The organism is Streptomyces sp. NPDC048637 (assembly GCF_040650675.1).
Classification (GTDB): domain Bacteria; phylum Actinomycetota; class Actinomycetes; order Streptomycetales; family Streptomycetaceae; genus Streptomyces.
Map to the genome: position 1 here is coordinate 32,642 of NZ_JBEZHQ010000007.1, position 22,971 is coordinate 55,612.

23 protein-coding genes and 1 pseudogene are annotated in these 22,971 nt (G+C 70.3%); 11 read left to right on the forward strand and 13 right to left on the reverse strand.

Going from position 1 to position 22,971, the window contains the following annotated elements; genetic code table 11:
* The first annotated feature begins 419 nt into the window (after positions 1-419).
* The 3 genes from sigK to AB0C46_RS12225 all read left to right on the forward strand — a co-directional run bounded on the left by sigK (position 420) and on the right by AB0C46_RS12225 (position 2,203).
* On the forward strand, positions 420-1,013 hold the full coding sequence (sigK, locus tag AB0C46_RS12215) for an ECF RNA polymerase sigma factor SigK (protein ID WP_362827911.1): 594 nt from the start codon (positions 420-422) through the stop codon (positions 1,011-1,013).
* A complete protein-coding gene (locus tag AB0C46_RS12220; RefSeq protein WP_362827725.1) occupies positions 1,013-1,303 on the forward strand; it encodes a zf-HC2 domain-containing protein in 291 nt (96 codons plus the stop codon). The genes sigK and AB0C46_RS12220 overlap by 1 nt, the downstream gene beginning before the upstream one ends.
* A 135-nt stretch (positions 1,304-1,438) precedes the next feature.
* Entirely contained in the window at positions 1,439-2,203 is a 765-nt protein-coding gene (locus AB0C46_RS12225) for an FCD domain-containing protein (protein ID WP_362827726.1), read from the forward strand.
* A 37-nt stretch (positions 2,204-2,240) separates the two neighbouring features.
* Here the strand turns inward: AB0C46_RS12225 and AB0C46_RS12230 are convergent.
* Positions 2,241-2,623 (reverse strand): annotated as a pseudogene (locus AB0C46_RS12230) (L-lactate permease); the annotation flags it as partial.
* A 281-nt stretch (positions 2,624-2,904) separates the two neighbouring features.
* On the opposite strand from AB0C46_RS12230, the gene AB0C46_RS12235 reads away from it, so the two are divergent.
* Genes AB0C46_RS12235 through AB0C46_RS12245 form a run of 3 tightly spaced genes read left to right on the forward strand, consistent with a single transcriptional unit; the run spans position 2,905 to position 5,875 of the window.
* Positions 2,905-3,672: a (Fe-S)-binding protein gene (locus AB0C46_RS12235; protein ID WP_362827727.1), complete on the forward strand. Its 768-nt coding sequence runs from the start codon at positions 2,905-2,907 to the stop codon at positions 3,670-3,672.
* Positions 3,669-5,240 carry a LutB/LldF family L-lactate oxidation iron-sulfur protein gene (locus AB0C46_RS12240; RefSeq protein WP_362827728.1) on the forward strand — a complete coding sequence of 524 codons (1,572 nt, stop codon included), beginning with the start codon at positions 3,669-3,671 and terminating at the stop codon, positions 5,238-5,240. The genes AB0C46_RS12235 and AB0C46_RS12240 overlap by 4 nt, the downstream gene beginning before the upstream one ends.
* A complete protein-coding gene (locus AB0C46_RS12245) occupies positions 5,234-5,875 on the forward strand; it encodes an LUD domain-containing protein (protein WP_362827912.1) in 642 nt (213 codons plus the stop codon). Before AB0C46_RS12240 ends, AB0C46_RS12245 begins: the two co-directional genes overlap by 7 nt.
* A 37-nt stretch (positions 5,876-5,912) precedes the next feature.
* On the opposite strand, the gene AB0C46_RS12250 is transcribed toward AB0C46_RS12245, so the two are convergent.
* Complete coding sequence (locus AB0C46_RS12250; protein WP_362827729.1) at positions 5,913-6,350, reverse strand: SRPBCC family protein; 438 nt, start codon at positions 6,348-6,350, stop codon at positions 5,913-5,915.
* 104 nt (positions 6,351-6,454) lie between these two features.
* Positions 6,455-7,231, reverse strand: a complete 777-nt coding sequence (locus AB0C46_RS12255; protein WP_362827730.1) for an SDR family oxidoreductase — start codon at positions 7,229-7,231, stop codon at positions 6,455-6,457.
* 304 nt (positions 7,232-7,535) lie between these two features.
* On the opposite strand from AB0C46_RS12255, the gene AB0C46_RS12260 reads away from it, so the two are divergent.
* A complete protein-coding gene (locus tag AB0C46_RS12260) occupies positions 7,536-8,210 on the forward strand; it encodes a TetR family transcriptional regulator (protein WP_362827731.1) in 675 nt (224 codons plus the stop codon).
* 74 nt (positions 8,211-8,284) lie between these two features.
* The gene (locus AB0C46_RS12265) at positions 8,285-8,665 is read left to right on the forward strand and encodes a metalloregulator ArsR/SmtB family transcription factor (RefSeq protein ID WP_362827732.1); all 381 of its coding nucleotides are present in this window, start codon (positions 8,285-8,287) and stop codon (positions 8,663-8,665) included.
* A 96-nt stretch (positions 8,666-8,761) separates the two neighbouring features.
* On the opposite strand, the gene AB0C46_RS12270 is transcribed toward AB0C46_RS12265, so the two are convergent.
* The 9 genes from AB0C46_RS12270 to AB0C46_RS12310 form a co-directional block, all read right to left on the reverse strand.
* Positions 8,762-9,556 (reverse strand): carbon-nitrogen hydrolase family protein, encoded by a 795-nt coding sequence (locus AB0C46_RS12270; protein ID WP_362827733.1) that lies wholly within the window; start codon positions 9,554-9,556, stop codon positions 8,762-8,764.
* Positions 9,557-9,853: 297 nt separating this feature from the next.
* Positions 9,854-11,275: an aspartate ammonia-lyase gene (gene aspA / locus AB0C46_RS12275; protein WP_362827734.1), complete on the reverse strand. Its 1,422-nt coding sequence runs from the start codon at positions 11,273-11,275 to the stop codon at positions 9,854-9,856.
* 94 nt (positions 11,276-11,369) lie between these two features.
* The gene (locus AB0C46_RS12280; protein WP_362827735.1) at positions 11,370-12,389 is read right to left on the reverse strand and encodes an asparaginase; all 1,020 of its coding nucleotides are present in this window, start codon (positions 12,387-12,389) and stop codon (positions 11,370-11,372) included.
* Between the two features lie 2 nt (positions 12,390-12,391).
* Entirely contained in the window at positions 12,392-13,864 is a 1,473-nt protein-coding gene (locus tag AB0C46_RS12285) for an amino acid permease (protein ID WP_362827913.1), read from the reverse strand.
* A gap of 83 nt (positions 13,865-13,947) precedes the next feature.
* Positions 13,948-14,685, reverse strand: a complete 738-nt coding sequence (locus AB0C46_RS12290) for a FadR/GntR family transcriptional regulator (RefSeq protein WP_362827736.1) — start codon at positions 14,683-14,685, stop codon at positions 13,948-13,950.
* Positions 14,686-14,862: 177 nt separating this feature from the next.
* Entirely contained in the window at positions 14,863-15,465 is a 603-nt protein-coding gene (locus tag AB0C46_RS12295; RefSeq protein WP_362827737.1) for a GNAT family N-acetyltransferase, read from the reverse strand.
* A 272-nt stretch (positions 15,466-15,737) separates the two neighbouring features.
* Positions 15,738-16,097 carry a hypothetical protein gene (locus tag AB0C46_RS12300; RefSeq protein WP_362827738.1) on the reverse strand — a complete coding sequence of 120 codons (360 nt, stop codon included), beginning with the start codon at positions 16,095-16,097 and terminating at the stop codon, positions 15,738-15,740.
* A 313-nt stretch (positions 16,098-16,410) separates the two neighbouring features.
* A complete protein-coding gene (locus AB0C46_RS12305) occupies positions 16,411-17,103 on the reverse strand; it encodes a response regulator (protein WP_362827739.1) in 693 nt (230 codons plus the stop codon).
* The gene (locus AB0C46_RS12310) at positions 17,100-18,887 is read right to left on the reverse strand and encodes a sensor histidine kinase (RefSeq protein WP_362827740.1); all 1,788 of its coding nucleotides are present in this window, start codon (positions 18,885-18,887) and stop codon (positions 17,100-17,102) included. The genes AB0C46_RS12305 and AB0C46_RS12310 overlap by 4 nt, the downstream gene beginning before the upstream one ends.
* A 229-nt stretch (positions 18,888-19,116) precedes the next feature.
* On the opposite strand from AB0C46_RS12310, the gene AB0C46_RS12315 reads away from it, so the two are divergent.
* The 3 genes from AB0C46_RS12315 to AB0C46_RS12325 are packed head-to-tail and all read left to right on the forward strand — an operon-like array spanning position 19,117 to position 21,872.
* On the forward strand, positions 19,117-19,932 hold the full coding sequence (locus AB0C46_RS12315; RefSeq protein WP_362827741.1) for an ABC transporter ATP-binding protein: 816 nt from the start codon (positions 19,117-19,119) through the stop codon (positions 19,930-19,932).
* Complete coding sequence (locus tag AB0C46_RS12320) at positions 19,922-20,794, forward strand: ABC transporter permease (protein ID WP_362827742.1); 873 nt, start codon at positions 19,922-19,924, stop codon at positions 20,792-20,794. Before AB0C46_RS12315 ends, AB0C46_RS12320 begins: the two co-directional genes overlap by 11 nt.
* Positions 20,795-20,834: 40 nt before the next feature.
* Positions 20,835-21,872, forward strand: coding sequence for an ABC transporter substrate-binding protein (locus AB0C46_RS12325; protein ID WP_362827743.1), 1,038 nt, complete (start codon positions 20,835-20,837; stop codon positions 21,870-21,872).
* 33 nt (positions 21,873-21,905) lie between these two features.
* Here AB0C46_RS12325 and AB0C46_RS12330 read toward each other — a convergent pair whose 3' ends face one another.
* Complete coding sequence (locus AB0C46_RS12330) at positions 21,906-22,970, reverse strand: serine protease (protein ID WP_362827744.1); 1,065 nt, start codon at positions 22,968-22,970, stop codon at positions 21,906-21,908.
* Between the last annotated feature and the right edge of the window lies 1 nt (position 22,971).

The window sequence follows — 22,971 nt, forward strand, 5'->3', positions numbered from 1 at the left end:
GGCACCTCGGTCCCGCAGGCGCTCGGTCCGCGTCGCACGGGCAGTTCCTAACGTGTATTCGAGGCCCGCACCGTCATGGATGTCGAAATGCGGATTTTTCTCCTTCAGCGGGTGGCCCCGCACCCTTGCGCAAGAGCTCCAAAGCGGGGATGACCTGCTATTTCGCGCCCCTTACCGGCCCTTGTGCCGACGCTGTCCGAGTCCCGTACACCACGGCGCCGCCGGGCGGGGAGGTACCGGGTTCGCGGGCCCGGAGGGCGCGGCCGGCTCAGCCGAACGGGCCACGACCGGCTGCGCTTTTCGTGAGGGGACGTCAGCCTGGGAGGGCGCGGCCGCCGCGTGGCGTCCGGCGCACTCCTTCCCGGAGACACGGTCCGCACCAGACTGACGAGGGGACGGTTCGACACGTCGTGAGCCGCATTTCGCCCACCGCATCCGAGGGGCCTCGGCCTCCGGAGCGGTCTGCCACGGACCGTCGCGTGGACGGTCTGCTCGTGCGGGTCGCCCAGGGTGACGAGAATGCGTTCGTCGGCGTGTACGACGCCCTCGTGGTGCCCGTGATGGGCCTGTCCTATCGGATTCTGCGTGACGAGGCGCAGGCTGAAGAGGTGACACAGGACGTGATGATCGAAGTATGGCGGAAGGCCGACCGGTTCCGTCCTGAGCGCGGTGCCGCGAAGTCGTGGGTCCTGACGCTGGCCCACCGCCGGGCGGTGGAACGGGTGAGGTCGGTGCGGGCCGGTGCGGAACGCGAGCGGAAGGCCGCGCAACTGTCCCACCGGACCCCGTTCGACGAAGTGGTGGAGGCCGTCGAGGAGCGGGAGGAACGGGCTCAGGTGTACCGCTGTCTGGCCGGCCTCGGGAACACCCAGCGCTTGCCGCTGGTCCTCGCTTACTACCAGGGCCTGACCTACGCGGAGGTCGCCGAGGCCCTGTCCACCCCCGCGGGCACGGTGAAAACGAGGATGCGCACCGGACTGCGGAGACTGCGCGTCTGTCTGGGGGGCGGCTGATGTCTGCCACCGAGGATCCGCACCAGGCTGTCGGGGCGTATGTCCTGCACGCCCTTCCGCCCGAGGAGGCGGCCGCCTTTTCGACCCACCTGGCCGGCTGTGACGCCTGTGCCAGGGAGGTCGCCGACCTGGCGGCCACCGTCGCGTGTCTGGGCGATGCGGAAGCGGTGACCCCGCCCGACGCGCTGCGACAGCGGGTCCTCGACCGGATCGCGACCACCGCCCAGGAGCACCTGCTCCGCCGCGAGCCGTCCCGGCGCGAGGGACCGCGACTGGACCTCGAAGTCTGACCGGCGGCGGCCGCACTCGGCACCCTCGGTCCGGTGGCCGAACGCTCCCGGCGTCCGGGCAGTGTGGTCCGACCACACATCCTGTGTGACATAGTTTTTGCACGGGAGCGTGAGGGCCGAGCCGGGGAGTTGGGGATGACCGCCGAATGGCGACCTGTGCGGCAGTCGCGCACACATGAGCTCGTACTGGAGCGCATCGAGGAGCGGGTGCTCGCCGGAGAGCTCAAGGCCGGGGACCGCCTGCCGCCCGAGCGCGAACTGGCGCCGGTCCTCGGCGTCAGCCGGTCCGCGCTGCGCGAGGCGCTGCGGGTGCTGGAGACGATCGGGGTGCTGGTCGCCCAGGCCGGGCGCGGCCCGGACGCCGGGGCGCGGATCGTACGGAACCCGGACGATGCGCTGGGCCGGCTGCTGCGCCTGCACTTCGCCCTGGGCAGCTACCGCCTGCACGATGTGCTGGAGGCCCGAGTGGTCCTGGAGCGCTCCAGCTTCGAGGCGGCCGCGGAGCACGCTTCGGCGGCGGACCTCGACGAGGCGGAGGCTCTCCTGGGACGGATGCGGGAGTCCGGCGTGGGGGCCGCCGACTTCAACGACCTGGACACCCGGTTCCATGTGGCCATCGCGCGTAGTTCGGGCAATCAGCTGACCTCCACCCTCACCTCGGCCGTACGGGAGTCGGTGCGTCCGCTGATCCTGCGGGCACTGGAGACGGCGGAGGACTGGCCGGCCACGGCGGAGGCCCTGAACGCCGAGCACACCGAGCTGCTGCGACTGGTGCGGGCGGGCAAGGGCACGCAGGCCGCCGATCTGGCCGAGGCCCATATCCGTGGCTTCCACGGCCGGCTGGTCGACGAGAACGCACCGGTGGAGCAGGAGCCGGAGCAGGAGCAGGAGCAGGAGTAGGGGGACGAGGGCGGCCCGGCCGCCCCCTCCCGTACGCCTAGGGCAGCATCCAGGACAGCACCGGAGCGACTGCAGCACGACCAGGACGCACAGGACCGCCAGCATCGCGACGCTGTATCCGGCGACCTTGCGCAGCAGGATCCGCTCGGTGCCGGGCCGTTCCATCGCCGTCGCCGCGATGGTCAGGTTCTGCGGGCTGATGAGCTTGCCGACCACGCCGCCCGTGGTGTTGGCGGCCACCAGCAGGGTCGGGTCGAGGCCCGCGGTTTTGCCGGCGGTCTGCTGGAGGGTGGCGAACAAGGCGTTCGATGAGCTGTCCGAGCCGGTGACGGCGGTGCCGAGCCGGCCGAGGACGGGGGAGCGCCGGGCGAAGAGTCCGCCGGCGGCGGCGAGCCAGGTGCCGATGACGAGGGTCTGCCCGTCCCCGACGGCGGCCACATCGGGGTGTAGGCCGCCAGGGCAGCGGGCGGAGTGATGGCCACGGAGTGCGCCTCATCGAGTCTGCGCGCCGCCCGGCCGGTCGTGAACGTCCCGTCCCCGGCAGCGTCCCCGGCAGTCGCGGCGCCGTGCGGCTGACGAATCGGTCCTCAGAAGCCCATCGAAGATGTCGCATGTCAATAAGGTCGGACCAAACTGCGTCCTTACTTTTCTTCTTCGGTTCGAAGCAAGTATGGTCGGACCATAAGCGCCAGGGAGGCTCTATGCGCATCGCACTCTTCGCCACCTGTCTGGGAGACACGCTCTTCCCGGAGGCGGTGAAATCCACCGCGGTCCTGCTGGCCCGTCTGGGCCATGACGTGGTCTTCCCGCCGCAGCAGACCTGCTGCGGTCAGATGCATGTCAACACCGGCTACCAGCGTGAGCCGGTACCGCTGGTGCGGAACTTCGCCGAGCAGTTCGGCGACCCGTCGATCGAGGCGGTGGTGGTGCCGTCGGGCTCCTGCGCGGGCTCGGTCCGCCATCAGCACGAGATCGTCGCCGAACGCTACGGGGACGCGGCCCTTCGCGCCGGCGTGGCCACCGTGCGGACCAAGACGTACGAACTGTCCGAGTTCCTCGTCGATGTCCTCGACGTGACGGACGTCGGTGCGTACTTCCCGCACCGGGTGACCTACCACCCCACCTGTCATTCGCTGCGGATGCTCCGGGTCGGGGAGAAGCCGCTGCGGCTGCTGCGCGCCGTCGAGGGCATCGACCTGGTGGAGCTGCCCGAGGCCGACTCCTGCTGCGGCTTCGGCGGCACCTTCGCGGTCAAGAACGCCGGGACGTCCACCGCGATGCTGCGGGACAAGATGGCCCATGTCACCGGCACCGGGGCCGCGGTGTGCACGGCGGGCGACTCGTCCTGTCTGATGCACATCGCCGGCGGTCTCTCGCGCATCAGGGCCGGTACGCGGACCCTGCACCTGGCACAGATCCTCGCTTCCACCCACGCCGCGCCCCACGTCCTGACGGAGGCCGCCCGATGAGCAGTCCGACCAGCCGCGCGACGAACGGCACGTTCCTCGGTATGCCTGCCGTCCCCCCGCGCTCCCCGTACGGGACGGGGCACCTGCGGGGGGAGCGCACCTTCCCCCGGGCCGCCCATGACGAGCTGGGCAACGAGCAACTGCGCCGCAACCTGGGCAAGGCCACCCACTCCATCCGCGCCAAGCGCCTCGCCGTCACCGGCGAACTGCCCGACTGGGAGCAGCTGCGCGACGCCGGCTCGGCGATCAAGACGGACACCATGAACCGGCTGCCCGCCCTGCTGGAGCAGTTGGAGCGGAAGGTCACCGAGCGCGGCGGCACCGTCCACTGGGCCCGGGACGGCGTCGAGGCCAACGAGATCGTCACCCGGCTGGTGCGGGAGACCGGCAGCGACGAGATCCTCAAGGTCAAGTCGATGGCCACACAGGAGATCGGCCTCAACGAGCACCTGGAGAGCCAGGGGATCGCGGCGCTCGAAACCGACCTGGCCGAACTGATCGTGCAGCTCGCCGGCGACCGGCCGTCGCACCTCCTGGTGCCCGCGATCCACCGCAACCGCGACGAGATCCGGGAGATCTTCCTCCGGCGCATCCCGGGTGTCGACCCCGCGCTGGACGCCGACCCCGCCCGGCTCGCGGCCGCGGCGCGCGCGTTCCTGCGCGAGAAGTTCATGACGACCAAGGTGGCCGTCTCCGGGGCCAACTTCGGGATCGCCGAGACCGGCACGCTGGCGGTGGTCGAGTCCGAGGGCAACGGCCGGATGTGTCTGACGCTGCCCGAGACGCTGATCACCGTCATGGGAATCGAGAAGGTCCTGCCACGCTTCGAGGACCTGGAGGTCTTCCTCCAGTTGCTTCCGCGCTCCTCGACCGGTGAGCGGATGAACCCCTACACCTCCTTGTGGACGGGCGTGACGCCGGGCGACGGCCCGCAGGAGTTCCATCTCGTACTGCTCGACAACGGGCGGACGGCGGCGCTCGCGGACCGGATCGGGCGCGCGGCGCTCAACTGCATCCGCTGCTCGGCCTGCCTCAACGTCTGTCCGGTGTACGAGCGGACGGGCGGCCACGCCTACGGATCGACGTACCCCGGCCCGATCGGCGCGGTGCTCACCCCACAGCTGGCCGGAATGCACGGCGCCAAGAACGATCCCAACAGCTCGCTGCCGTACGCCTCCAGTCTGTGCGGAGCCTGCTTCGACGCCTGCCCGGTGAAGATCGACATTCCCTCGCTCCTCGTCGAGCTGCGGCACCAGCACACCGAGCAGTCCGGTACCACCGCGGAGAAGCTGGCGATGAAGGCCGCGGCCACGGTCATGAAGCGGCCCGGACTGTTCACCGCCGCACAGAAGGCGGCCGGGCTCGGACGGGTGGCGGCGGGGCGGGACGGCACCCTCTCCCGTCTGCCACCGCCGCTCAACGGCTGGAGCAACAGCCGTGACACGCCCGTCCCGCCCCGGCAGTCCTTCCGCTCCTGGTTCGCCTCCGCCGAGGGCGCGGCCGCGATGCGGGCCGCGGCGGACGAAGGCGCCCGGCACACCGACGACGATCCGCAGGAGGCATCGTGACCGCGACCGCACGGGAGACGGTGCTCCGCCGTGTCCGGGACGCCCTGACCCTTTCCGACGGGCCCGGGGTGACCGTCCCCCGCGCCTATCGCACCGGCCGCTCCCTCCCCGACGAGGAGCGGCTCGCCCTCTTCGTCGACCGGCTCGTCGACTACCGGGCGCACGTACACACCTGCTCCTCCGGAACCACCGCGGCGGTGCTCGCCGAGGTGCTGCAGGCGCACGGTGCACGGAGGATCGGGGTACCTCCCGGGCTCGATCCGGCCTGGCTGGCCGGGTACGACGGGGAGACCGTGACGGATTCCGCGGATGTTCCGGCGCCCCGGCTCGATGCGCTGGACGGGGTGGTGACGGCCTCCGCCGTCAGTTGCGCCGAGACCGGCACGATCTTCCTGGACGGCGCCGCGGCGGATCAGGGCAGGCGCGCGCTGACCCTCGTCCCCGATCTGCACGTCTGCGTCGTCGACCTGTCGTCGGTACGGACCGGTGTGCCGGAAGCGCTGGCGCAGTTGACGCCGGAGCACCCGATCACGCTGATCAGCGGCCCCTCGGCCACCTCCGACATCGAGCTGGAGCGGGTGGAGGGGGTGCACGGTCCACGCACGCTGGCGGTGGTGATCCGCACCGACGGGTGAGCGGCTGTGCGCGGCCTTGGTGGTGCCCAGCCCTTAGCTAGGCGGGCAGGGCGAAGCGTTCTTTGAGGGCGTCCAGGCCGGTGGCGTAGATGTTGCCACCGAAGTGCTGCTCGATCTCGGGGACGAGTTCGTCGGCGGCCTCGTATGTCGCGGCCCAGCGGATCTCGGCACCCGCCTCGTGCGGGTGCACGGACAGCGTGGAGACGTAGTCGGAGACGGGGACGGCGGATTCATGGATGGTGTAGCGGAGCATCCGGCGCGAGTCGTCCTTCTCCAGGAGCTTTTCCCGGATGACCACTTGGCCGTTGACGGAGAACGCCTGGACCGCCCCGGGTGTCTCGGGGTCGGCGCCGTCCTCGATCACCGACGGCGGGAGCAGGGGGTGCCAGTCGGCGAGACCGCCGAACTTGCCGATGACCTGCCAGACGGCATCGGGGTCGGCGGTGACGACGGTGGTCCGGGTGAGCGTGTGCACGGATGGGCCTCCGATGACTGCGGATTGCGATGGCTGCGGATTGCGATGACTGCGGGGCGTGATGGCTGCGGGTTGTCTCTGATTCGGCCGTTTCCCTCGACGGCTCACCAAGTGCCGTCGCCCCGCAGGACGGCGTCGGCACCGCCGTCGATGAAGACGACCTGGCCGGTGACCAGTTCGTTCTCGGGAGAGGTGAGCCAGGTCAGGAGGGGAGCGATCTGCGCGGGCTGGGCATGGCCGTGCAGCGGCATGGGGACGGTCTGATCCACGATCTTGCGCACGTCGGGGCTGGCCAGCATGGGTTCGGTCATGGGGGTGACGACGGTTCCGGGAGCGATGGCGTTGAGGGGGATACCGGCGCCGGCCCAGTCGGCGGTCACGGCGGTACGGCGTATCCACCGGGCGATGGCGGCCTTGGTCGAGCCGTAGATCGCATAGCCCTCTCCCCGGTCGACCGCGGCGTGGGCGGCGGCCAGCGCCGCTTCCTCGTCCCCGGCGAGCGCCGCGTCGGCGATGGCCGTGTCGTGCGGGTGGACGGAGGCGACCGAGGCGATGACGACGGCGCGCGGGTCCGTACCGGCGACCAGCAGGGGGCGCAGCCCTTCCAAGGTGGCGACCGCGCCGAAGTAGTTGACGCTGACGGCGCGCGGTGCGAAACCGGCGAGGCCGGCACCCGCGATCACGGCGTCGAGCCGCCCACCACTCAACTCGCCTGCCTGCTGGACCAGATGGGCCCGGCCCTCGGGGGTGGCCAGGTCGGCGACGATATCGGCGTCCTTGAGGTCGGCACCGATGACCGTGTGCCCCTGCTCCTTGAGCTGGGTGGCGGTGACCTTGCCGATGCCGGAGGCAGCTCCGGTGATGAGGTAAGTGCGGGACATGGTCGGCTCCTTCGTTGACGCTGTGCGTTCACCAGTCACTGATCCCCGCGCGTCGGCCGTGGCCGTACGCCGTCGGTTGCCGGTCGCCGGTCACGGGTCGCCGGTCACCGATCGACCCTCGCCGTTCGCCGCGCGGCCCCGGCACGCCCCCGGGTAGGCAGGGACAGCACGACAGCACGACAGCACGACAGCATCACGGCACCACGGCACGGGCAGAGTCGATGAGTCGACCGGCGAACGACCGGCTCCTGATCAGTCGTTGATCAACATACGCTTTTTTGGCGTGGCGTGCCAATAATTCTCTGTGAGAATAGAGGTCAAGGCGAAGCGCGGCAAGGAGTACACATTGGCGGCAGCACGGGGCCGACCGTCCCTGACGGAACATCGGCGCCTTCAGACTCGGCTGGAGATCGCGGAGGCCGCGGCGACCCTGTTCGCCGACCGCGGCTTCGACACGACGACGGCCGAGGACATCGCCTCGGCCGCGGGCATCTCCCTGCGCACCTTCTACCGCTACTGCCCGGCGAAAGAGGACGCCCTCACTCCCCTCTTCACCTCCAGCGTCGGCCAACTCGTGGATGTCCTCGCGGAACATCCGGCCGAAGAACCGCTCAGCGCCGCCATCGAGGCGTCCTTCGGGACGGCCACGGCCGAGCGGCGCCTGGAGGACGCCGCCCGGGCCCGCCGGCTGGTCCGGGTCCTGGGGAGCGTCCCCGTCCTGAAGATGCGCTGGCTCGCGGCGGGGCGGGAGATGCAGGAACGGCTTGCGCCCGCGCTGGCGTCCCGTGTGGGCGCCCCTCTCGACAGTCTCGAAGTGCGTCTGCTGACCACCGCGGTGCTGGACGCGTTCACCGTCACCATGGAGTACTGGGCCTGGCAGGACGAGCCCGGGGAACTCGTCGACCTGATGCGCCGCGCGCTGGCGTTCCTGCGGCTCGACGAACTCCAGGCGAATCCCGAGCCGTCCGTCGACACATAGTCGGCACGTCCGGGGCCGCCACCGTACCGGAATAATTGAAGAGGTCTTCATTCATCGTCGTTAGGATGGCTCTCATGGGCCACGGAATGGATGACCACCGCACGACCACCCGCGAGCGCCTGGACGCGGTGGGAGCCGCCGAGGTCGCCGCCACCCTCCAGGCCCTGTCCACGCCCTCCCGGCTGCGCATCCTGGCGCGCCTCCAGGAAGGCCCCTGCGCGGTCGGCGACCTCGCCGACGCTGTCGGCATGGAGCAGTCCGCCTGCTCCCATCAACTCCGGCTGCTGCGCAACCTCGGCCTGGTTACCGGCGAACGCAATGGCCGCTCGATCGTCTACGCCCTCTACGACCACCATGTCGCCGAGCTTCTCGACCAGGCCCTCTTTCACGTCGAGCATCTGCGGCTCGGCGTCCGTGACACCCCGTCAGGGGCGGCGGACGCCGTGCACGGCTGACGGCCGGGGGGCCGCGGCCGCCTGGGCGGCCCTCGACAGCCACCTCCAGGCGACCCGGCGCATCCTCCTGGCCGCTCGGCCTACCCGGCCGGGCCCTTACAGGGTCCGGTTGTCCAGTACCGCCACCGCGCGCCGTACGCGGGCGGTCTCCTCGGTGTCCACGTCCCCGATGAGCAGATCCGCCGCCGCGCCCAGTTGCGCGCGGACGGTGCCGTCGGGGCCGATCAGTGCGCTGTGCCCGACGCCGGTTGGTGCCTTGGTGGGGGCTTCCGGATCGAGCTGCGGATCCGGGGCGGCCTGGTCGACGGCCGCCAGCCAGACCGTCGCGTCCAAGGCGCGCGCCCGTACCAGCAGGTCCCACTGCGCGCGCTTGCCCGGCCCCGCGGCCCAGGAGGCAGGCAGCACCGACACCGTGGCCCCCGCATCGGCGTGGGCCCGGAACAGCTCGGGGAACCGCAGGTCGTAGCACGTCGCCAGGCCCACCCGTACCCCGTCGACATCGATGGTCACCACGCGCGTGCCCGGGGCGACCGTGTCGGACTCCCGGAACCCGAAGGCGTCATACAGATGGATCTTGTCGTAGGACTCCTCGACCCCGGGCCCGGTGGCCAGCAGAGTGTTGGCCACTCGTCCGTCGGGCGCCGGGGTGAACATGCCCGCCACCACCGTCACCCCCGTCTCCCGGGCGACCGCCCGCACCCCCTCCGCCCACGGCCCGTCCAGCGGCTCGGCCACCTGCCCGAGCGAGGCCCCGAACCGCACCATCGCCGCCTCCGGAAGGACCACCAGCCGAGCTTCCTCGCGGGCCGCCCGGCGGACGTGGTCCTGGACGTGCGCAAGGTTCTCCTTCGGATCGGTCGATGCCGTCATCTGGCACAGCGCGATACGCATGCGGACCTCTTCTCTCTCGTGGCGATCGGTGCCTTCTGGCCTGCTGCCGGCGCCGCCCCGGGCCTTCTCACCCGCGGAGGCGCCCGGTAACCATCCTGCCTGCCGACTGCCCGTGCCGGTCGTCAGGCGCCAGGTGTGCAGCGGGAGGGGATACGGCCCGGACCGCAGGCGTGCGGGCCGGGCGGACGCCCCGAAAGGGGACGCCTGCCCGGCCCGTGCGGGACCTGCCCGGCCCGTGTGGGACCTGCCCGGCGTGCGGGACCTGCCCGGTCCCGGTGTGTCGCGGCCCGGCGAGGCTCAGGCCGTGGTCAAGTCACCGCCCGTACCGGCGATTTCCTCCGGGCGCAGCAGCGCCGCGAGCCGGTCGGCCGGGAGCAGCCCCTGTTCCAGGACGAGTTCGGCGACGCCGCGCCCGGTGGCGAGCGCCTCCTTGGCGATCGCGGTGGCGGCGGTGTAGCCGATGTGCGGGTTGAGGGCGGTGACCAGGCCGATGGAGTTCTGCACGCTGGCCAGGAGCGTCTCGGTGTTGGCGGTGATGCCCGCCACGCAGCGCTCGGCGAGGGTGCGGCAGGCGGCCCCGAGGTGGGTGATGCTCTCCGAGAGGGAGTGCAGGATGACCGGCTCGAAGGCATTGAGCTGGAGCTGGCCCGCCTCGGCCGCCATGGTGATGGTGACGTCGTTGCCGATGACCTCGAAGGCGACCTGGTTGACGACCTCGGGGATCACCGGGTTGACCTTGCCGGGCATGATGCTCGAACCGGCCTGCACCGGCGGCAGATTGATCTCCGCGAGGCCCGCACGCGGGCCGGAGGAGAGCAGCCGCAGATCGTTACAGCTCTTGGAGAGCTTGACGGCGATGCGCTTGAGGACGCCGGAGAGATGGACGAAGGCCCCGCAGTCCTGGGTGGCCTCGACGAGGTTGGCGGCGGTGACCAGGGGCAGGCCGGTGAGGGCGGCCAGGTGGGTGCGGGCCGCCTCGGCGTATCCCTTGGGGGCGTTGAGACCGGTGCCGATGGCGGTGGCGCCGAGGTTGATCTCGTGGATGAGCAGCACCGCCTCGGCCAGCCGGCTCTGGTCCTCCTCCAGCATCACCGCGTACGCCGAGAACTCCTGGCCCAGGGTCATCGGCACCGCGTCCTGAAGCTGGGTGCGCCCCATCTTGAGGATGTCGCGGAACTCCTCGGCCTTGGCCGCGAAGGCCTCGCGCAGGACGGTCATCGAGTCGAGCAGTTCCCGTACGGCGATGATCGTGGCGACGTTGACGGCCGTCGGGTAGACATCGTTCGTCGACTGGCTGAGGTTGACGTGCTCGTTGGGGTGCAGATGGCCGTAGTCGCCCTTGTCATGGCCCAGGATCTCCAGCGCCCGGTTGGCGATCACCTCGTTGGCGTTCATGTTCGTCGAGGTCCCGGCACCGCCCTGGATGACATCGACGACGAACTGGTCGTGCAGCTGCCCGCCGGACCGGATCTCCCGGCAGGCGGCGGCGATCGCGTCGGCTCGCTCGGTGTCGAGCAGTCCGAGGTCTTCGTTGGCGCGGGCCGCGGCTTCCTTGACGGCGGCGAGCGCATTGATCAGGTGCGGGTAGGTGGCGATCGGCGTACCGGTGATGGGGAAGTTCTCCACGGCGCGCAGGGTGTGCACGCCCCAGTACGCCTCGGCGGGTATCTCCCGGTCGCCGAGCAGATCGTGTTCGCGGCGGTGGCCGGCGGCAGTCATGGTGCAGAGGGTCCTTTGTGAGGTGGAGCGGAGGAGGAGGGGCCCGCCGGGGGAGGGCGCCGCCCAGGGGGTGGGTGATGCGGCGTCAGATGTCTTACGGGGCAAGGGTGTCCGCCGCCCGTAGGGCCCCGACCGGTGCGCCGCCCCCGATGACGGGTGTGGTGGCGAACGGGGCGAGGACGCCGGCGTCGATGCCGCAGTGCGCCAGGGCCGCCGCCGTCACCGGCATCCGGGCGCGGTCGGCGCCGTCGGCGATCTTGACGCCGACCGCCCGCCCGTCCGGCAGCGCGGCGATCTGTACGCCCTCGAAGCCGTCCTTCGCGAGCAGACCGGGCAGCGCCCGCACCAGCCGGGCGACGTCCCGCCCGCTGCCGGAGACCATCTCGGGGTGCTCGCGCATGGCGTGGGCGACCCGGCCCTCATCGGTGCCGGGGGCGGCCGTCGCCAGCCGGGCGGCGGCCCGGGTCAGTCCGTGGAGGGAGACGGAGAACAGCGGGGCGCCGCAGCCGTCGACCGTGACCCGGGCGATGCCCTGGCCGGTGAGGTCCTCCACCGCGGCGGCCAGTTCCCGCTGCAACGGATGGCCGGGGTCGAGGTAGTCGTCCAGGCGCCAGCCCCGGGCGCGGGCCGTCATCAGCATGGCGGCGTGCTTGCCCGAGCAGTTCTGCGCGAGGCGGGTGGGTCCCAGACCGCGCCGGATCCACTCGTCCCGTACAGCGGGGTCGTACGGCAGATCGGGGACATTGCGCAGCGCGTCCTCGGCCAGTCCGCCGGCCGCCAGGATGCCCCGGGCCGTGGCCAGATGCTGGTCCTCCCCGGAGTGGCTGGCCGCGACCAGGGCCAGCGACGGATCGTCCAGCGGCGGCAGCCCCGCGCGCAGCAGGCCGACCGCCTGGAGCGGCTTGAGTGCCGAGCGCGGGTAGAACGCGGCCTCGATGTCGCCCGCCTCGAATGCCACGCTCCCGTCGGCCGCCAGCACCACGACCGAGCCGTGGTGGACGCCTTCGACGATTCCTCCGCGCACCACATGGGCGACGGGGACATGGGCCGGTTCGCGGACCGTGGGCGGTTCGCCCGCGGTGCGGTGCGGCGGCAGGGTGGTGCTCTGACTCATGATCAGTTCTCGGTGCTTTCGGTGCTGTGGGTGTTTTCGGTGCGCTGAGTGGGGGGTGTGGTGTCCGGGTGCTCGCCGCTCGCCTGCGCCGTCGCGGCGTCCCGGAGGGTGCCGACCCGGCCCCGTACCAGGAACCAGCCCCCGACCAGGGCGGCCACGATCACCGGCAGTGACAGCACGGTGGTGCGGCCGGCTCCGCCGTCGGCCCACATCAGCACCAGAACGAAGGCCAGGAAGGCCAGCGTCACGATCTCGGTCCACGGGGAGCCGGGGAGCCGGTAGCTGGGGCGGTCGAGCTGCCCGGCTTGCGTCTTCCGCCAGAAGAGCAGATGACAGAGCATGATCATCGCCCAGGTGCTGAGGATGCCGATCGCCGCGAAGTTCAGGACGATCTCGAACGCCTCGCTCGGCACGACGTAGTTGAGGCCCACGCCCAGTACACAGATCCCCGAGGTGAGCAGGATGCCGCCGTACGGGACCTGGCTGCGGCTCATCACGCCGGTGAACCGCGGCGCGGAGCCGGACATCGCCATCGAGCGCAGAATGCGCCCGGTGGAGTAGAGGCCGGAGTTGAGGCTGGACATCGCGGCGGTGAGCACGACGAGGTTCATCACGCCGCCCGCGGCCGGCACCCCGACATTGGACAGCACGGTGACGAAGGGGCTCTCCCCGGCCGAGTACGCGCTCCAGGGCAGCAGCATCGCCAGCAGGGCCACCGAGCCGACATAGAAGACGCCCACCCGCCACATGATGGAGTTGATCGCCCTCGGCATGATCTTCTCCGGCTCCGCGGTCTCGCCCGCCGTGACACCGACCAGCTCGACCGACGCATAGGCGAACACCACACCCTGGATGACCAGCAGCATCGCCAGGGTCCCGGTCGGGAAGATGCCGCCGTGGTCGGTGATCAGCGAGGGGCCGGGGGAGTGGCCGGCGACCGGGTGCTGGGTGACGAGCAGGAAGATGCCGATCAGCATGAAGACGACCAGCGCACCGACCTTGACGATCGCGAACCAGAATTCCAGCTCGCCGAAGATCTTCACGGAGATGAGGTTCACCGTCAGCACGACCGCGAGCGCGATGAGCGCGATCACCCACTGCGGTATCTCGGAGAACATGCCCCAGTAGTGCGTGTAGGTCGCCACCGCCGTGATGTCGGCGATGCCGGTGGTCGCCCAGTTCAGGAAGTACATCCAGCCCGCGACGAACGCGCCCTTCTCGCCGAGGAACTCCCGGGCGTAGGACACGAACGCACCCGAGGACGGCCGGTGCAGCACCAGCTCACCCAGCGCGCGCACCACCAGGAAGGCGAACAGACCGCAGACCGCGTACGCCACGGCCAGCGACGGCCCGGCATCGGCGAGCCGGCCGCCCGCGCCGAGGAACAGGCCGGTGCCGATGGCCCCGCCGATCGCGATCATGTTGACGTGCCGGGACTTGAGGGACTTCTGGTAGCCGGCATCACCGGCGTCCACATGCCCGCCCGGCTGCCGCTGCGCGGCGTCCTGCGGTGTTCCCTGTTGCTGCTGCCGTTCCGCCTGCCGGAGGGATTGCTCGCTCACGCGTGATCCTCGTCTTCCGTGGAGGGGGCCGTGCGGTGTTGCGGCCGCACGATGGTGGTCAGCGTCGTCTCGACGCGGGCGAGGTGGTGCGCCATGGCTTCCACCGCGTCGTGTTCGGAGCGGTCGACGAGTGCCTCGACGATCGCCCGGTGTTCCCGGTTCGACTGCTCGCGCCGCCCGCCGAGCTCATTGAGGAAGGCCGACTGGCGGGCCAGCGCATCGCGGATCTCCTCGATGACCCTGCGGAAGACCGGATTGCGGGCCGCCTGGGCGATGGCGAGGTGGAAGAGGCTGTCCATCGCCACCCACGCGGTGGTGTCGGTCTCCTGCTCCATCCGCTCCAGCAGATGGGTCAGATGATCGAGGTCCTCCGCCGTACGGCGCACGGCCGCGTAACCGGCCACCGGGATCTCCACATGCCGGCGCACCTCGAGCAGGTCGCTCGCCATGTAGTCGCCGAAGGTCGGGTCCGCCACGGCGCCGTCGGAGATGACGAAGGTGCCCTTGCCGGTGCGCGAGACCGTCAGCCCCATCGTCTGGAGCGCCCGCAGCGCCTCCCGGAGCACGGGTCTGCTCACTTCCAGCCGCCGGCAGAGCTCCGCCTCGGAGGGGAGTTTGTCCCCGACCGCGTACTCGCCCCGCTCAATGGCGCCACGCAGATGGTTCAGGACCGCTTCCATCGCGCTGATCCGCCGGGGCACGTCGCCAGCTGTCTGGCTGTCTGACAGGTTCACCCCGGGATCGTCGATTCCAGCCGGGGGAGCTGTCAAGGGGTGCGGCGCAGATGATTACCGGGAGCGGGAGCGGGAGCGGGAGCGGGACCCGGACCTCGACCCGGACCCAGACCCGGTCCCGGGCCTGGGGTATCCGCGCCACCCTCTTTTTCGTGCCGCTGCGTGCTGAATCCGCTACTACGGGTGCGGTGATTCCTCGTCGCGGCGTCCGTTCCCGCGGAAGTCCAGCATGTAGAAGACCTTGTCGTAGCGGCGTCCGCCCATCGCCACGAACTCGGGCAGCCGGCCGTATTCACGGAAGCCGAGCGACCGGTAGAGGGTCAGTGCCCTGGTGTTGTCGGCGCGGGCGTCCAAGGTGAGGACCTCGATCCCCGCGCCCCGGGCATCCTCGACCAAGGCGCCGGTCAGTGACCGGCCGAGGCCCTGGCCGTGGGCCTCGGAGGCCACTGCGATCTTCTCCAGGTCCGCATGCTGCCGATTGGTCGGACGGGCATAGCGCAGCCAGTACCCCAGCCCGACCAGCCGCCGGCCGGTGTACGCCGCCCGCAGCGCCCCGTCCCCGATGTGTGCGGCACGCAGCACACGGTCGACCAGCTCCGCCACCTCGTCCCGTCCCGGCGGGTCGACCCAGCCGAGCGGCGCACCACCGCTGACCAGATCCGCCAGGATCCGGTGGGCCGCCTCGGCGAAGTCCGCCGCCCGGTCCGGGTCGGCGGCCAGCTGGAGGGCGTCCACGATGTCGGGTTCGGGGTCCGTCCCGGAGGTTGTCGTTGGATTCATGATCGGCAGCCTAGGGGGCGGCCGATGCCCGCTGCCATGGATACGGGGGAGCGTCGGTCGGGCGGGCCATGGTCCGCGGACTGCCCTGGAGTCGCGCCCCGGTACTCCGCTGCGTGCGTCAGTTGGCCGGCTGCACGGCTGAGTTGGCCGCATCCTCAGGCAATGGTTTGCACGGCCTCGGACTGTGGCAGTAGGGCGGGCGCAACCTCCGGAAGGACCGCGAGTGCGCCTGGCCCTGCCGGTCACACCTCATTCGCTGACGACACCCTGGGTCAAGGAGTTCCCGGCAAGTGGCCGAGCCGTGAAGGAGCGTCGTTGTATCCGTCGTCTTCGCGCCATTGTGGCTGGCTGGAGATGATGAAACTGGAGATACCGTGGCCCAAGAGATACAGGCTCTGCGCATCGACCTCAATATCGAGTGCTTCACTGATCCGTCGAGCTTCCTCACTTGTCCCCTGCCTGATCGTCAAGCCCTCATAAATCCGCTTGACGCACAAGCGTTCAACGCCCGCAAAGAGAATATCGATGCGAGTACCGTATTCTTCGCGAGAGCTCCTCAGCAGGAGACGCCGATGACTGACAGTATATTGCCAAACCTTGAAATCTCGCTCCGATTTATAAATCTTGATCACGCGATTAATCTATCCCTTGCCTGGCTTTCTCGGAACTGCACTATCCCAATCCGGCTCGGGGAATGAAGACCTGGGCACTTTCTCCCCGACATGGTAAAAGGCCATGTTATTTCAGTCGAGATTCCCGGGCCGCGCATGCCGGGCCAGCCCATACATCTCCCACTGTGTGGCCTTGTACCCTCCCCGCGCAGCCCCGGGGGTGAACGTGATCGACCCCTTAAATCTGTTAGCGAGTTCCTCACAACGACGCTCTTCCTCTGTGGCCGTCGGGTTGCCGGGCGTGCCCGCCGCATGATGTCGCGGCCGGGTCCGGTCAAGGGGTCCCCGCCCACCGGTAGCGGTGCTCGGGGCGCCCCGTGTCCCCGTACTTCAGGGTCAGGGTGATGTGGCCGCTGCGTTCGAGGTGCTTCAGATAGCGCTGGGCCGTGGAGCGGCTGACGCCGGCGCATGTGGCGACCTCGTGGGCGGACAGTGGATGCCCGGCCGCGTCCAGCACACGGCGGATCAGGTCGACGGTCGCGGCCGAGTGGCCCTTGGGGAGCTCGGTGTGCGGGGATTCGGCGGTCCGGAAGGCGCCGAAGATCCGGTCGACCTGTTCCTGGCCGGCCGCACCGCGGCCACCCACTCCCTCGACGGTCCGGCGGAGCGCCGCATAGCCGTCGAGCTTGGCGCGCAGTCCGGAGTAGCCGAACGGCTTGACGAGATACTGCAGCGCCCCGGAACGCATCGCGTCCTGGATCGTGCCGACGTCACGGGCTGCGGTCACCATGATCACGTCGATGCGGTGGCCGAGCTGCCGCAGCCGCCGGACCAGGGCCAGGCCGGTCTCGTCGGGCAGATAGTGGTCGAGCAGCACCAGATCGACAGGGGTGCGCTCCAGCGTGGCCAGTGCCTGGGCGGCGGTGTGTGCGCGGCCGGTGACCCGGAAGCCGGACACCTGGGACACATACGCGGCATTGATCTCGGCGACGTGGAAGTCATCGTCCACGACCAGGACATCGATCATTGTGACGCTCCGCTCCCCGAGGGTCTTCGCTTCCGTGTCTCCGTTCGTTCAGGGCGCTCCGGACGCCGTGGTGCGCCCCGCACCGCAGCTCCCCCGGCGGCCGTGAGCGGACGCCCGGGAGGGCCGTCCTCGGGGGCGAGTGCCTCGGGCAGGACGACGGTGAAGACCGCGCCGCCGCCCGCGCGGGCGGTCACCCTGGCCATCCCGCCGTAGCGCTCGGCGAGCCGGCGCACCAGCGCCAGGCCGATGCCCCGGCCGCGATGGAAGGCCACCGGGCCAGTGGGTGAACCCTCGCCCACCGGGCCAGTGGACGAACCCTCGCCGGGGACGGGCCGGGCGGCCTTGGTGGACCAGCCTTCGGCGAAGATCCGCTGCCGTAGCTCCGGTGGCACGCCCGGCCCGGTGTCCGAGACCCGCAGGACGGCCGTGCTGTGCTCGGCCCGCAGCTCCACCTCGACGAACGGCTCGGCGCGGCGGCGCTCCGCGGCGGCGTCCAGCGCGTTGTCGATGAGATTGCCCAGCACCGTCACCAGGTCGCGCGGGTCGACCACCGCGTCGGGCAGCAGCGTCGAGGGCGACACCCGCAGGGACACTCCGCGTTCGGCCGCGATCGCCGCCTTGCCGACGAGCAGCGCGGACAGCAGCGGATCGGGCACCCGCTCCGCGATCTCTTCCGCGGACGCCCGCTGCGCACTGGCCACTTCGGTGACGAACTCCACCGCCTTCTCGTACCGGCCGAGCTCCAGCAGCCCGCGCAGGGTGTGCAGCTGATTGGCATGCTCGTGGTCCTGGGCCCGCAGGGCATCCAACAGCCCCTGGGTGCTGTCCAGTTCACGGCCGAGCAACTCCAGCTCGGTGCGGTCCCGCAGCGTCACCACCGCCCCGCCGTCCTGGGTCGGCATACGGTTGGCGACCAGCACCCGGCCGCCGCTGACGGCCAGCAGGTCCGTGCCGGCCACCCGCCCGGCCAGCACCTCCGTCGTCCGGCCCGGCGGCAGCGCCTCGTCCAGCGCCCGCCCGGCGGCCTGTGCGTCCAGGCCCAGCAACCGTCCGGCCTCGTCGTTGACCAGCCGGATCCGGCCGCGGCGGTCGAAGGCCACCACGCCCTCACGGATGCCGTGCAGCATCGCCTCCCGCTCGTCGAGCAGCGCGGAGATATCGGCGAACGCCACCCCGTGCGTACGGCGGCGCAGCCGGCGGGAGAGCACGATCGCGGCCAGCACCCCGACGGCCAGGGCGGCGCCCGCGTACCCGAGCACCCCGGGGATGGTGCCGAGCAGCCGGCTCCGGACGCTGTCGTAGGCGATCCCGACCGAGACCGCGCCGACGATCCGGCCGCGATGGTCACGCAGCGGCACCTTGGCGCGGGCCGAACGCCCCAGCGTGCCGGTGTCGATCTGCCGCACCTGCCGCCCGGCGAGGGTCCGGCTCGGGTCGGTGGAGACATGCCTGCCGATCTCGGCGGGGTGGGTGTGCGACCAGCGCACTCCGCGGGTGTCCATGACGACGATGTACAGCGCCCCGGTCGCGGTACGGATCCGCTCGGCGTCGGCCTGCACCGGTCCGTGTGCGTCCGGCTCGGTGGCGGCCAGTTCCCGGGCGAGGCCGGGGTCGGCGGCGGTGGTCTGGGCGATGGACAGCGCCCGGCGCATCGCCTGATCGTCCAGCTCGGCACTGAGCGGGGCGAGGAACAGACTGGTGGCGAGCACCATGACCCCGGTGGTCAGGGCCACTTGCGCGGTCAGTACCTGCGCAAAGACCCGTCGGGGCCAGCGGATCCGCATGGGCTCTCCCTTGTCTCCGGCCCTCCGCACCCTTGCGGAACCGAATCTTCCTTTTTCGTCTCGGGGATGCCGGCACCGTAAGCCGTGCGTGAGCAACTGTGTACCCCCTGGTACCCCCTTAGTGGTTCTAGCGTGAGCAAAATGAGCACAACAGGGTTTGCGCGCAGAAAGGCAGCTTGCGCCCACAAGGCTGCCGCTGTGGCCCGTATCACTCCTAGCCTCGCGGGCCATGAGCAGCCACACGAGCCCCGCTATCGAGCTGCGGGGTACGAGCAAGGTATTCCGGACACCCTCGGGGGCGCTGCACACCGCCGTCCGGGATCTGGACCTGGTCGTCGAACGCGGTGAGTTCGTCGCGGTCGTCGGCCCCACCGGGTGCGGTAAGTCCACCACCCTGACGCTGGTCAGCGGCCTGGAGGAGCCGACGGAAGGCGAAGTGCTGGTCGCCGGTGAGCCGGTCCGCGGCATCGGGGACAAGATCGGGTTCGTCTTCCAGCAGGACGCGGTCTTCCCCTGGCGCACCGTGTTGTCGAACGTGATGGCCGGCCCCCGTTTCCGCGGCGTCCCGAAGGCCGAGGCCAGGCAGCGGGCGCGGGACTGGCTGGCCCGGGTCGGGCTGGCCGCCTTCGAGGACCGCTATCCGCACCAGCTCTCCGGCGGGCAGCGCAAACGTGTCGCACTCGCCGCGACCTTCGTCAACGACCCCGAACTCCTGCTCATGGACGAGCCGTTCTCCGCCCTCGATGTGCAGACCCGGGCGCTGATGTCGGACGAGTTGTTGGAGTTGTGGTCGGGGACCGGCGCCTCCGTCGTGTTCGTCACCCACGACCTGGAGGAATCCATCGCCCTCGCCGACAAGGTCGTGGTCATGACCGCCGGTCCGGCGACCGTGAAGGAGGTCTTCGAGATCGATCTGCCGCGCCCCCGGAAGGTCGAATCGGTCCGGCTGGAGCCGAGGTTCATCGAGATCTACCGGGAGATCTGGACCTCGCTCGGCGAAGAGGTCCGGATCACCCGCGAGAGGGGTGCCGCGGATGCCGCCTGAGACCGTCGCCCTGGACAAGTCCCTTGCGGGGGCGTCCCGTTCAGACCGTTCGCGGGCACGTGCGCGGGCCGCGCGCCACCGCCGGTTCCTGGTCCACGGCACCCGGGTGCTGCTGCTCGTCGGGCTGCTCGGACTGTGGGAGTGGCTGGCCCGGACCGCCGTCATCGATCCGTTCAACTTCTCGATGCCCTCGAAGATCTGGGACCAGATGAGTCAGTGGGCGCTGCACGGCACCCCGCAGGGCTCGCTGTGGGAGCAGATCTGGTACACGCTCTACGAAGCGCTGCTCGGCTGGGTGATCGGTGTCATCGGTGGTGTGGTGCTGGGGATCGCGCTCGGCCGGGTCCGCTTCCTCGCCGATGTCCTCGGCCCGTACATCAAGGTGCTCAACGCGCTGCCGCGGATCGTGCTCGCCCCCATCTTCCTGATCTGGTTCGGCCTCGGACCGGCCTCCAAGGTCGCCTCCGCGGTCGTCCTCGTCTTCTTCCCGGTCTTCTTCAACGCCTTCCAGGGCGCACGGGAGGTCGACCGCAACCTGGTCGCCAACTCCCGGATCCTCGGCGCGAGCAACCGCCAGGTCACCCTGCAGGTGGTGATCCCCTCCGCCACCTCGTGGATCTTCACCAGCCTGCATGTCAGCTTCGGCTTCGCGCTGATCGGCGCGATCGTCGGCGAGTACATCGGTGCGACCAAGGGCCTCGGCCTGCTGGTCTCGGCATCCCAGGGCACCTTCAACGCGGCCGGTGTGTACGCCGCCATGGTGATCCTCGCGGTGGTCGCGCTGCTTGCCGAAGGGCTGCTGGCCTTCCTCGAAAAGCGGCTCTTCCGCTGGAAGCCCGCCGACGCCGCCGGCGACCGCTGAGCCTGGTCCACCGACCCTTCCACCTCACAAGGACGTGACCATGCGCACCGCACTGAAGTTCTCGGCCGCTCTGGCCGCCGCCACCCTTGCCCTGACCACGCTCACCGCCTGTGGCGGGACGTCCGGGCCCGCCGCCTCGGACGGCAAGGACGGCAAGATCAAGATCATGGTGGGGGGCCTCGACAAGGTCATCTATCTTCCTGCCAGACTCACCCAGCAACTGGGCTATTTCGAGGACGAAGGCGTCCACGTCACCCTGCTCACCGAACCGGCCGGTGTGCAGGCCACCACCTCGCTGGTCTCCGGTGATGTGGAAGGCGTCGTCGGCTTCTACGACCACACCCTCGATCTGCAGGTCAAGGGCAAGCAGGTCGAATCGGTGGTGCAGCTCGCGCATGCCCCCGGCGAGGTCGAGGTCGTCTCGAACAAGGCGGCGGGCGAGCTCACGTCCCCCAAGGACTTCAAGGGCAAGAAGCTGGGCGTCACCGGCCTCGGCTCCTCCACCGACTTCCTGACCAAATACCTCGCGGTGAAGAACGGTGTGCAGACGAACGAGTTCACACCGGTCGCGGTCGGCGCCGGCCAGACCTTCCTCTCCGCCCTCCAACAGGGCTCGATCCAGGGCGGGATGACGACGGACCCGACGGTCGCGCAGATCCTGGACAAGAATCTCGGCAAGGTCCTCCTCGACATGCGCACCCCCGAGGGCTCGCAGAAGGCGCTCGGCGGTCCCTACCCGTCGTCCAGCCTCTACATGAACACCGACTGGGTGAACAGCCACAAGGACACCGTGCGCAAGCTGGCCAAAGCCTTTGTGAAGACCCTCAAGTGGATGTCCACGCACACCCCCGAGCAGATCGCCGCGAAAATGCCGTCCGACTACGCCCAGGGCGGCAAGGAGCTGTACGCCCGGGCGATCAAGGACACCCTGCCGATGTTCACCGAGGACGGGGTGATGCCGGCCGACGGACCCGCGACCGTCGAGCGCGTCCTGAAGGCGTTCAACCCCAACCTCAAGAACGCCACGGTGGACCTGAAGAAGACCTACACCACCGAGTTCGTCAAGAAGTCGGGCTGAGCGGGCCGGCCCGCATGCGGCGGGCAGCGGCGCTCAGACGAAGTTGATCTCCGCCCGGCCCAGCAGCGGATCGTCCACCAGCTGCCACAGCGGCACGGCGAAGTTGCCGAAGCCGTAGCGGCCGCCGAAATGGAGGCCCAGGACCCGGTGGTCGGTGAGGTCGATGACGGGTGAGCCGCTGTTGCCGCCGAGCGTGGAACAGTCGTGCTTGATGACGTTCTTGCCCGGTACCAGCTCCGTGGTGGTGCCGGGCTGCAGCCGTTTGACGTTGTAGATGTCCATGAAGATCCGGCGCATCGACTCCGGCTCGTTGCGCCGGCCGTCGTACGCCGGATAGCCGACGCAGTACACCGGGCGTCCGGGCAGGTCGGCGGGCGCGTCCGCGGCCACGGCCAGCGGAGCGGGCAGCGCACCGCCACCGGCCGGCGGCGCGACCCGCAGCAGAGCCAGGTCCACGTCCTCGTGGATGCCCAGCACCTCGACGACGTCATAGGCGGGGCCGCCGCCGTCCGCATCGCCGCCGTACTCCTCACCCATGTCGAGCCGGGCCCCGATGCCCTGCTGAAAGGTCCAGCCGGTGCGGTCGCCACGGGCGAACTCCGCCGCCACATGACGGTTCGTCATCACCACGTCCGGGCCGACCAGGAACGCCGTGCCCAGCCAGTCCAGGCTCAGATGCCCGGACAGCTCGACCCGCCCCACCCGGGAGAGCGACGCACGGATCGCCGCCCGGTGGCCGTCCAGCACCGCCCAGTCACCCTGCTGCGGTGCGAAGTCATGGTTCTGGACGAGGATGGCGGGGCGGCCTTCGAGCAGCACGATGGCTTCCATGCCGAAGGACTCGTCGTCATCGATCTCGTCGGCGCGGCCCTCCGCGAGCTTCTCCAGACCGCTGACGCCCGCCGACAGCACCCGGGTCCGCTCCTGCTGCGCGAACTGCGCGATCTGCCCGGCGGGCAGCTCGTCGGCGGGCAGTTCCTCCAGGGATTCGGGGATCTCCCAGGACAGCCCGTCCTTCACCCGCGCCGCGACCTCCCGCAGATCCGAGAAGATCTGCTCGGGACCGGCCGCCACCGGTGATCTGCGCCGACTGTGCATC

Excerpts from the sequence above, each read along its gene's own strand:
- AB0C46_RS12220 (WP_362827725.1), top strand. The coding sequence starts at position 1,013 with ATGTCTGCCACCGAGGATCCGCACCAGGCTGTCGGGGCGTATGTCCTG.
- AB0C46_RS12225 (WP_362827726.1), top strand. The coding sequence starts at position 1,439 with ATGACCGCCGAATGGCGACCTGTGCGGCAGTCGCGCACACATGAGCTC.
- AB0C46_RS12235 (WP_362827727.1), top strand. The coding sequence starts at position 2,905 with ATGCGCATCGCACTCTTCGCCACCTGTCTGGGAGACACGCTCTTCCCG.
- AB0C46_RS12240 (WP_362827728.1), top strand. The coding sequence starts at position 3,669 with ATGAGCAGTCCGACCAGCCGCGCGACGAACGGCACGTTCCTCGGTATG.
- AB0C46_RS12255 (WP_362827730.1), bottom strand. The coding sequence starts at position 7,231 with ATGTCCCGCACTTACCTCATCACCGGAGCTGCCTCCGGCATCGGCAAG.
- AB0C46_RS12265 (WP_362827732.1), top strand. The coding sequence starts at position 8,285 with ATGGGCCACGGAATGGATGACCACCGCACGACCACCCGCGAGCGCCTG.
- AB0C46_RS12270 (WP_362827733.1), bottom strand. The coding sequence starts at position 9,556 with ATGCGTATCGCGCTGTGCCAGATGACGGCATCGACCGATCCGAAGGAG.
- aspA (WP_362827734.1), bottom strand. The coding sequence starts at position 11,275 with ATGACTGCCGCCGGCCACCGCCGCGAACACGATCTGCTCGGCGACCGG.
- AB0C46_RS12280 (WP_362827735.1), bottom strand. The coding sequence starts at position 12,389 with ATGAGTCAGAGCACCACCCTGCCGCCGCACCGCACCGCGGGCGAACCG.
- AB0C46_RS12295 (WP_362827737.1), bottom strand. The coding sequence starts at position 15,465 with ATGAATCCAACGACAACCTCCGGGACGGACCCCGAACCCGACATCGTG.
- AB0C46_RS12305 (WP_362827739.1), bottom strand. The coding sequence starts at position 17,103 with ATGATCGATGTCCTGGTCGTGGACGATGACTTCCACGTCGCCGAGATC.
- AB0C46_RS12310 (WP_362827740.1), bottom strand. The coding sequence starts at position 18,887 with ATGCGGATCCGCTGGCCCCGACGGGTCTTTGCGCAGGTACTGACCGCG.
- AB0C46_RS12315 (WP_362827741.1), top strand. The coding sequence starts at position 19,117 with ATGAGCAGCCACACGAGCCCCGCTATCGAGCTGCGGGGTACGAGCAAG.
- AB0C46_RS12320 (WP_362827742.1), top strand. The coding sequence starts at position 19,922 with ATGCCGCCTGAGACCGTCGCCCTGGACAAGTCCCTTGCGGGGGCGTCC.
- AB0C46_RS12325 (WP_362827743.1), top strand. The coding sequence starts at position 20,835 with ATGCGCACCGCACTGAAGTTCTCGGCCGCTCTGGCCGCCGCCACCCTT.
- AB0C46_RS12330 (WP_362827744.1), bottom strand. The coding sequence starts at position 22,970 with ATGCACAGTCGGCGCAGATCACCGGTGGCGGCCGGTCCCGAGCAGATC.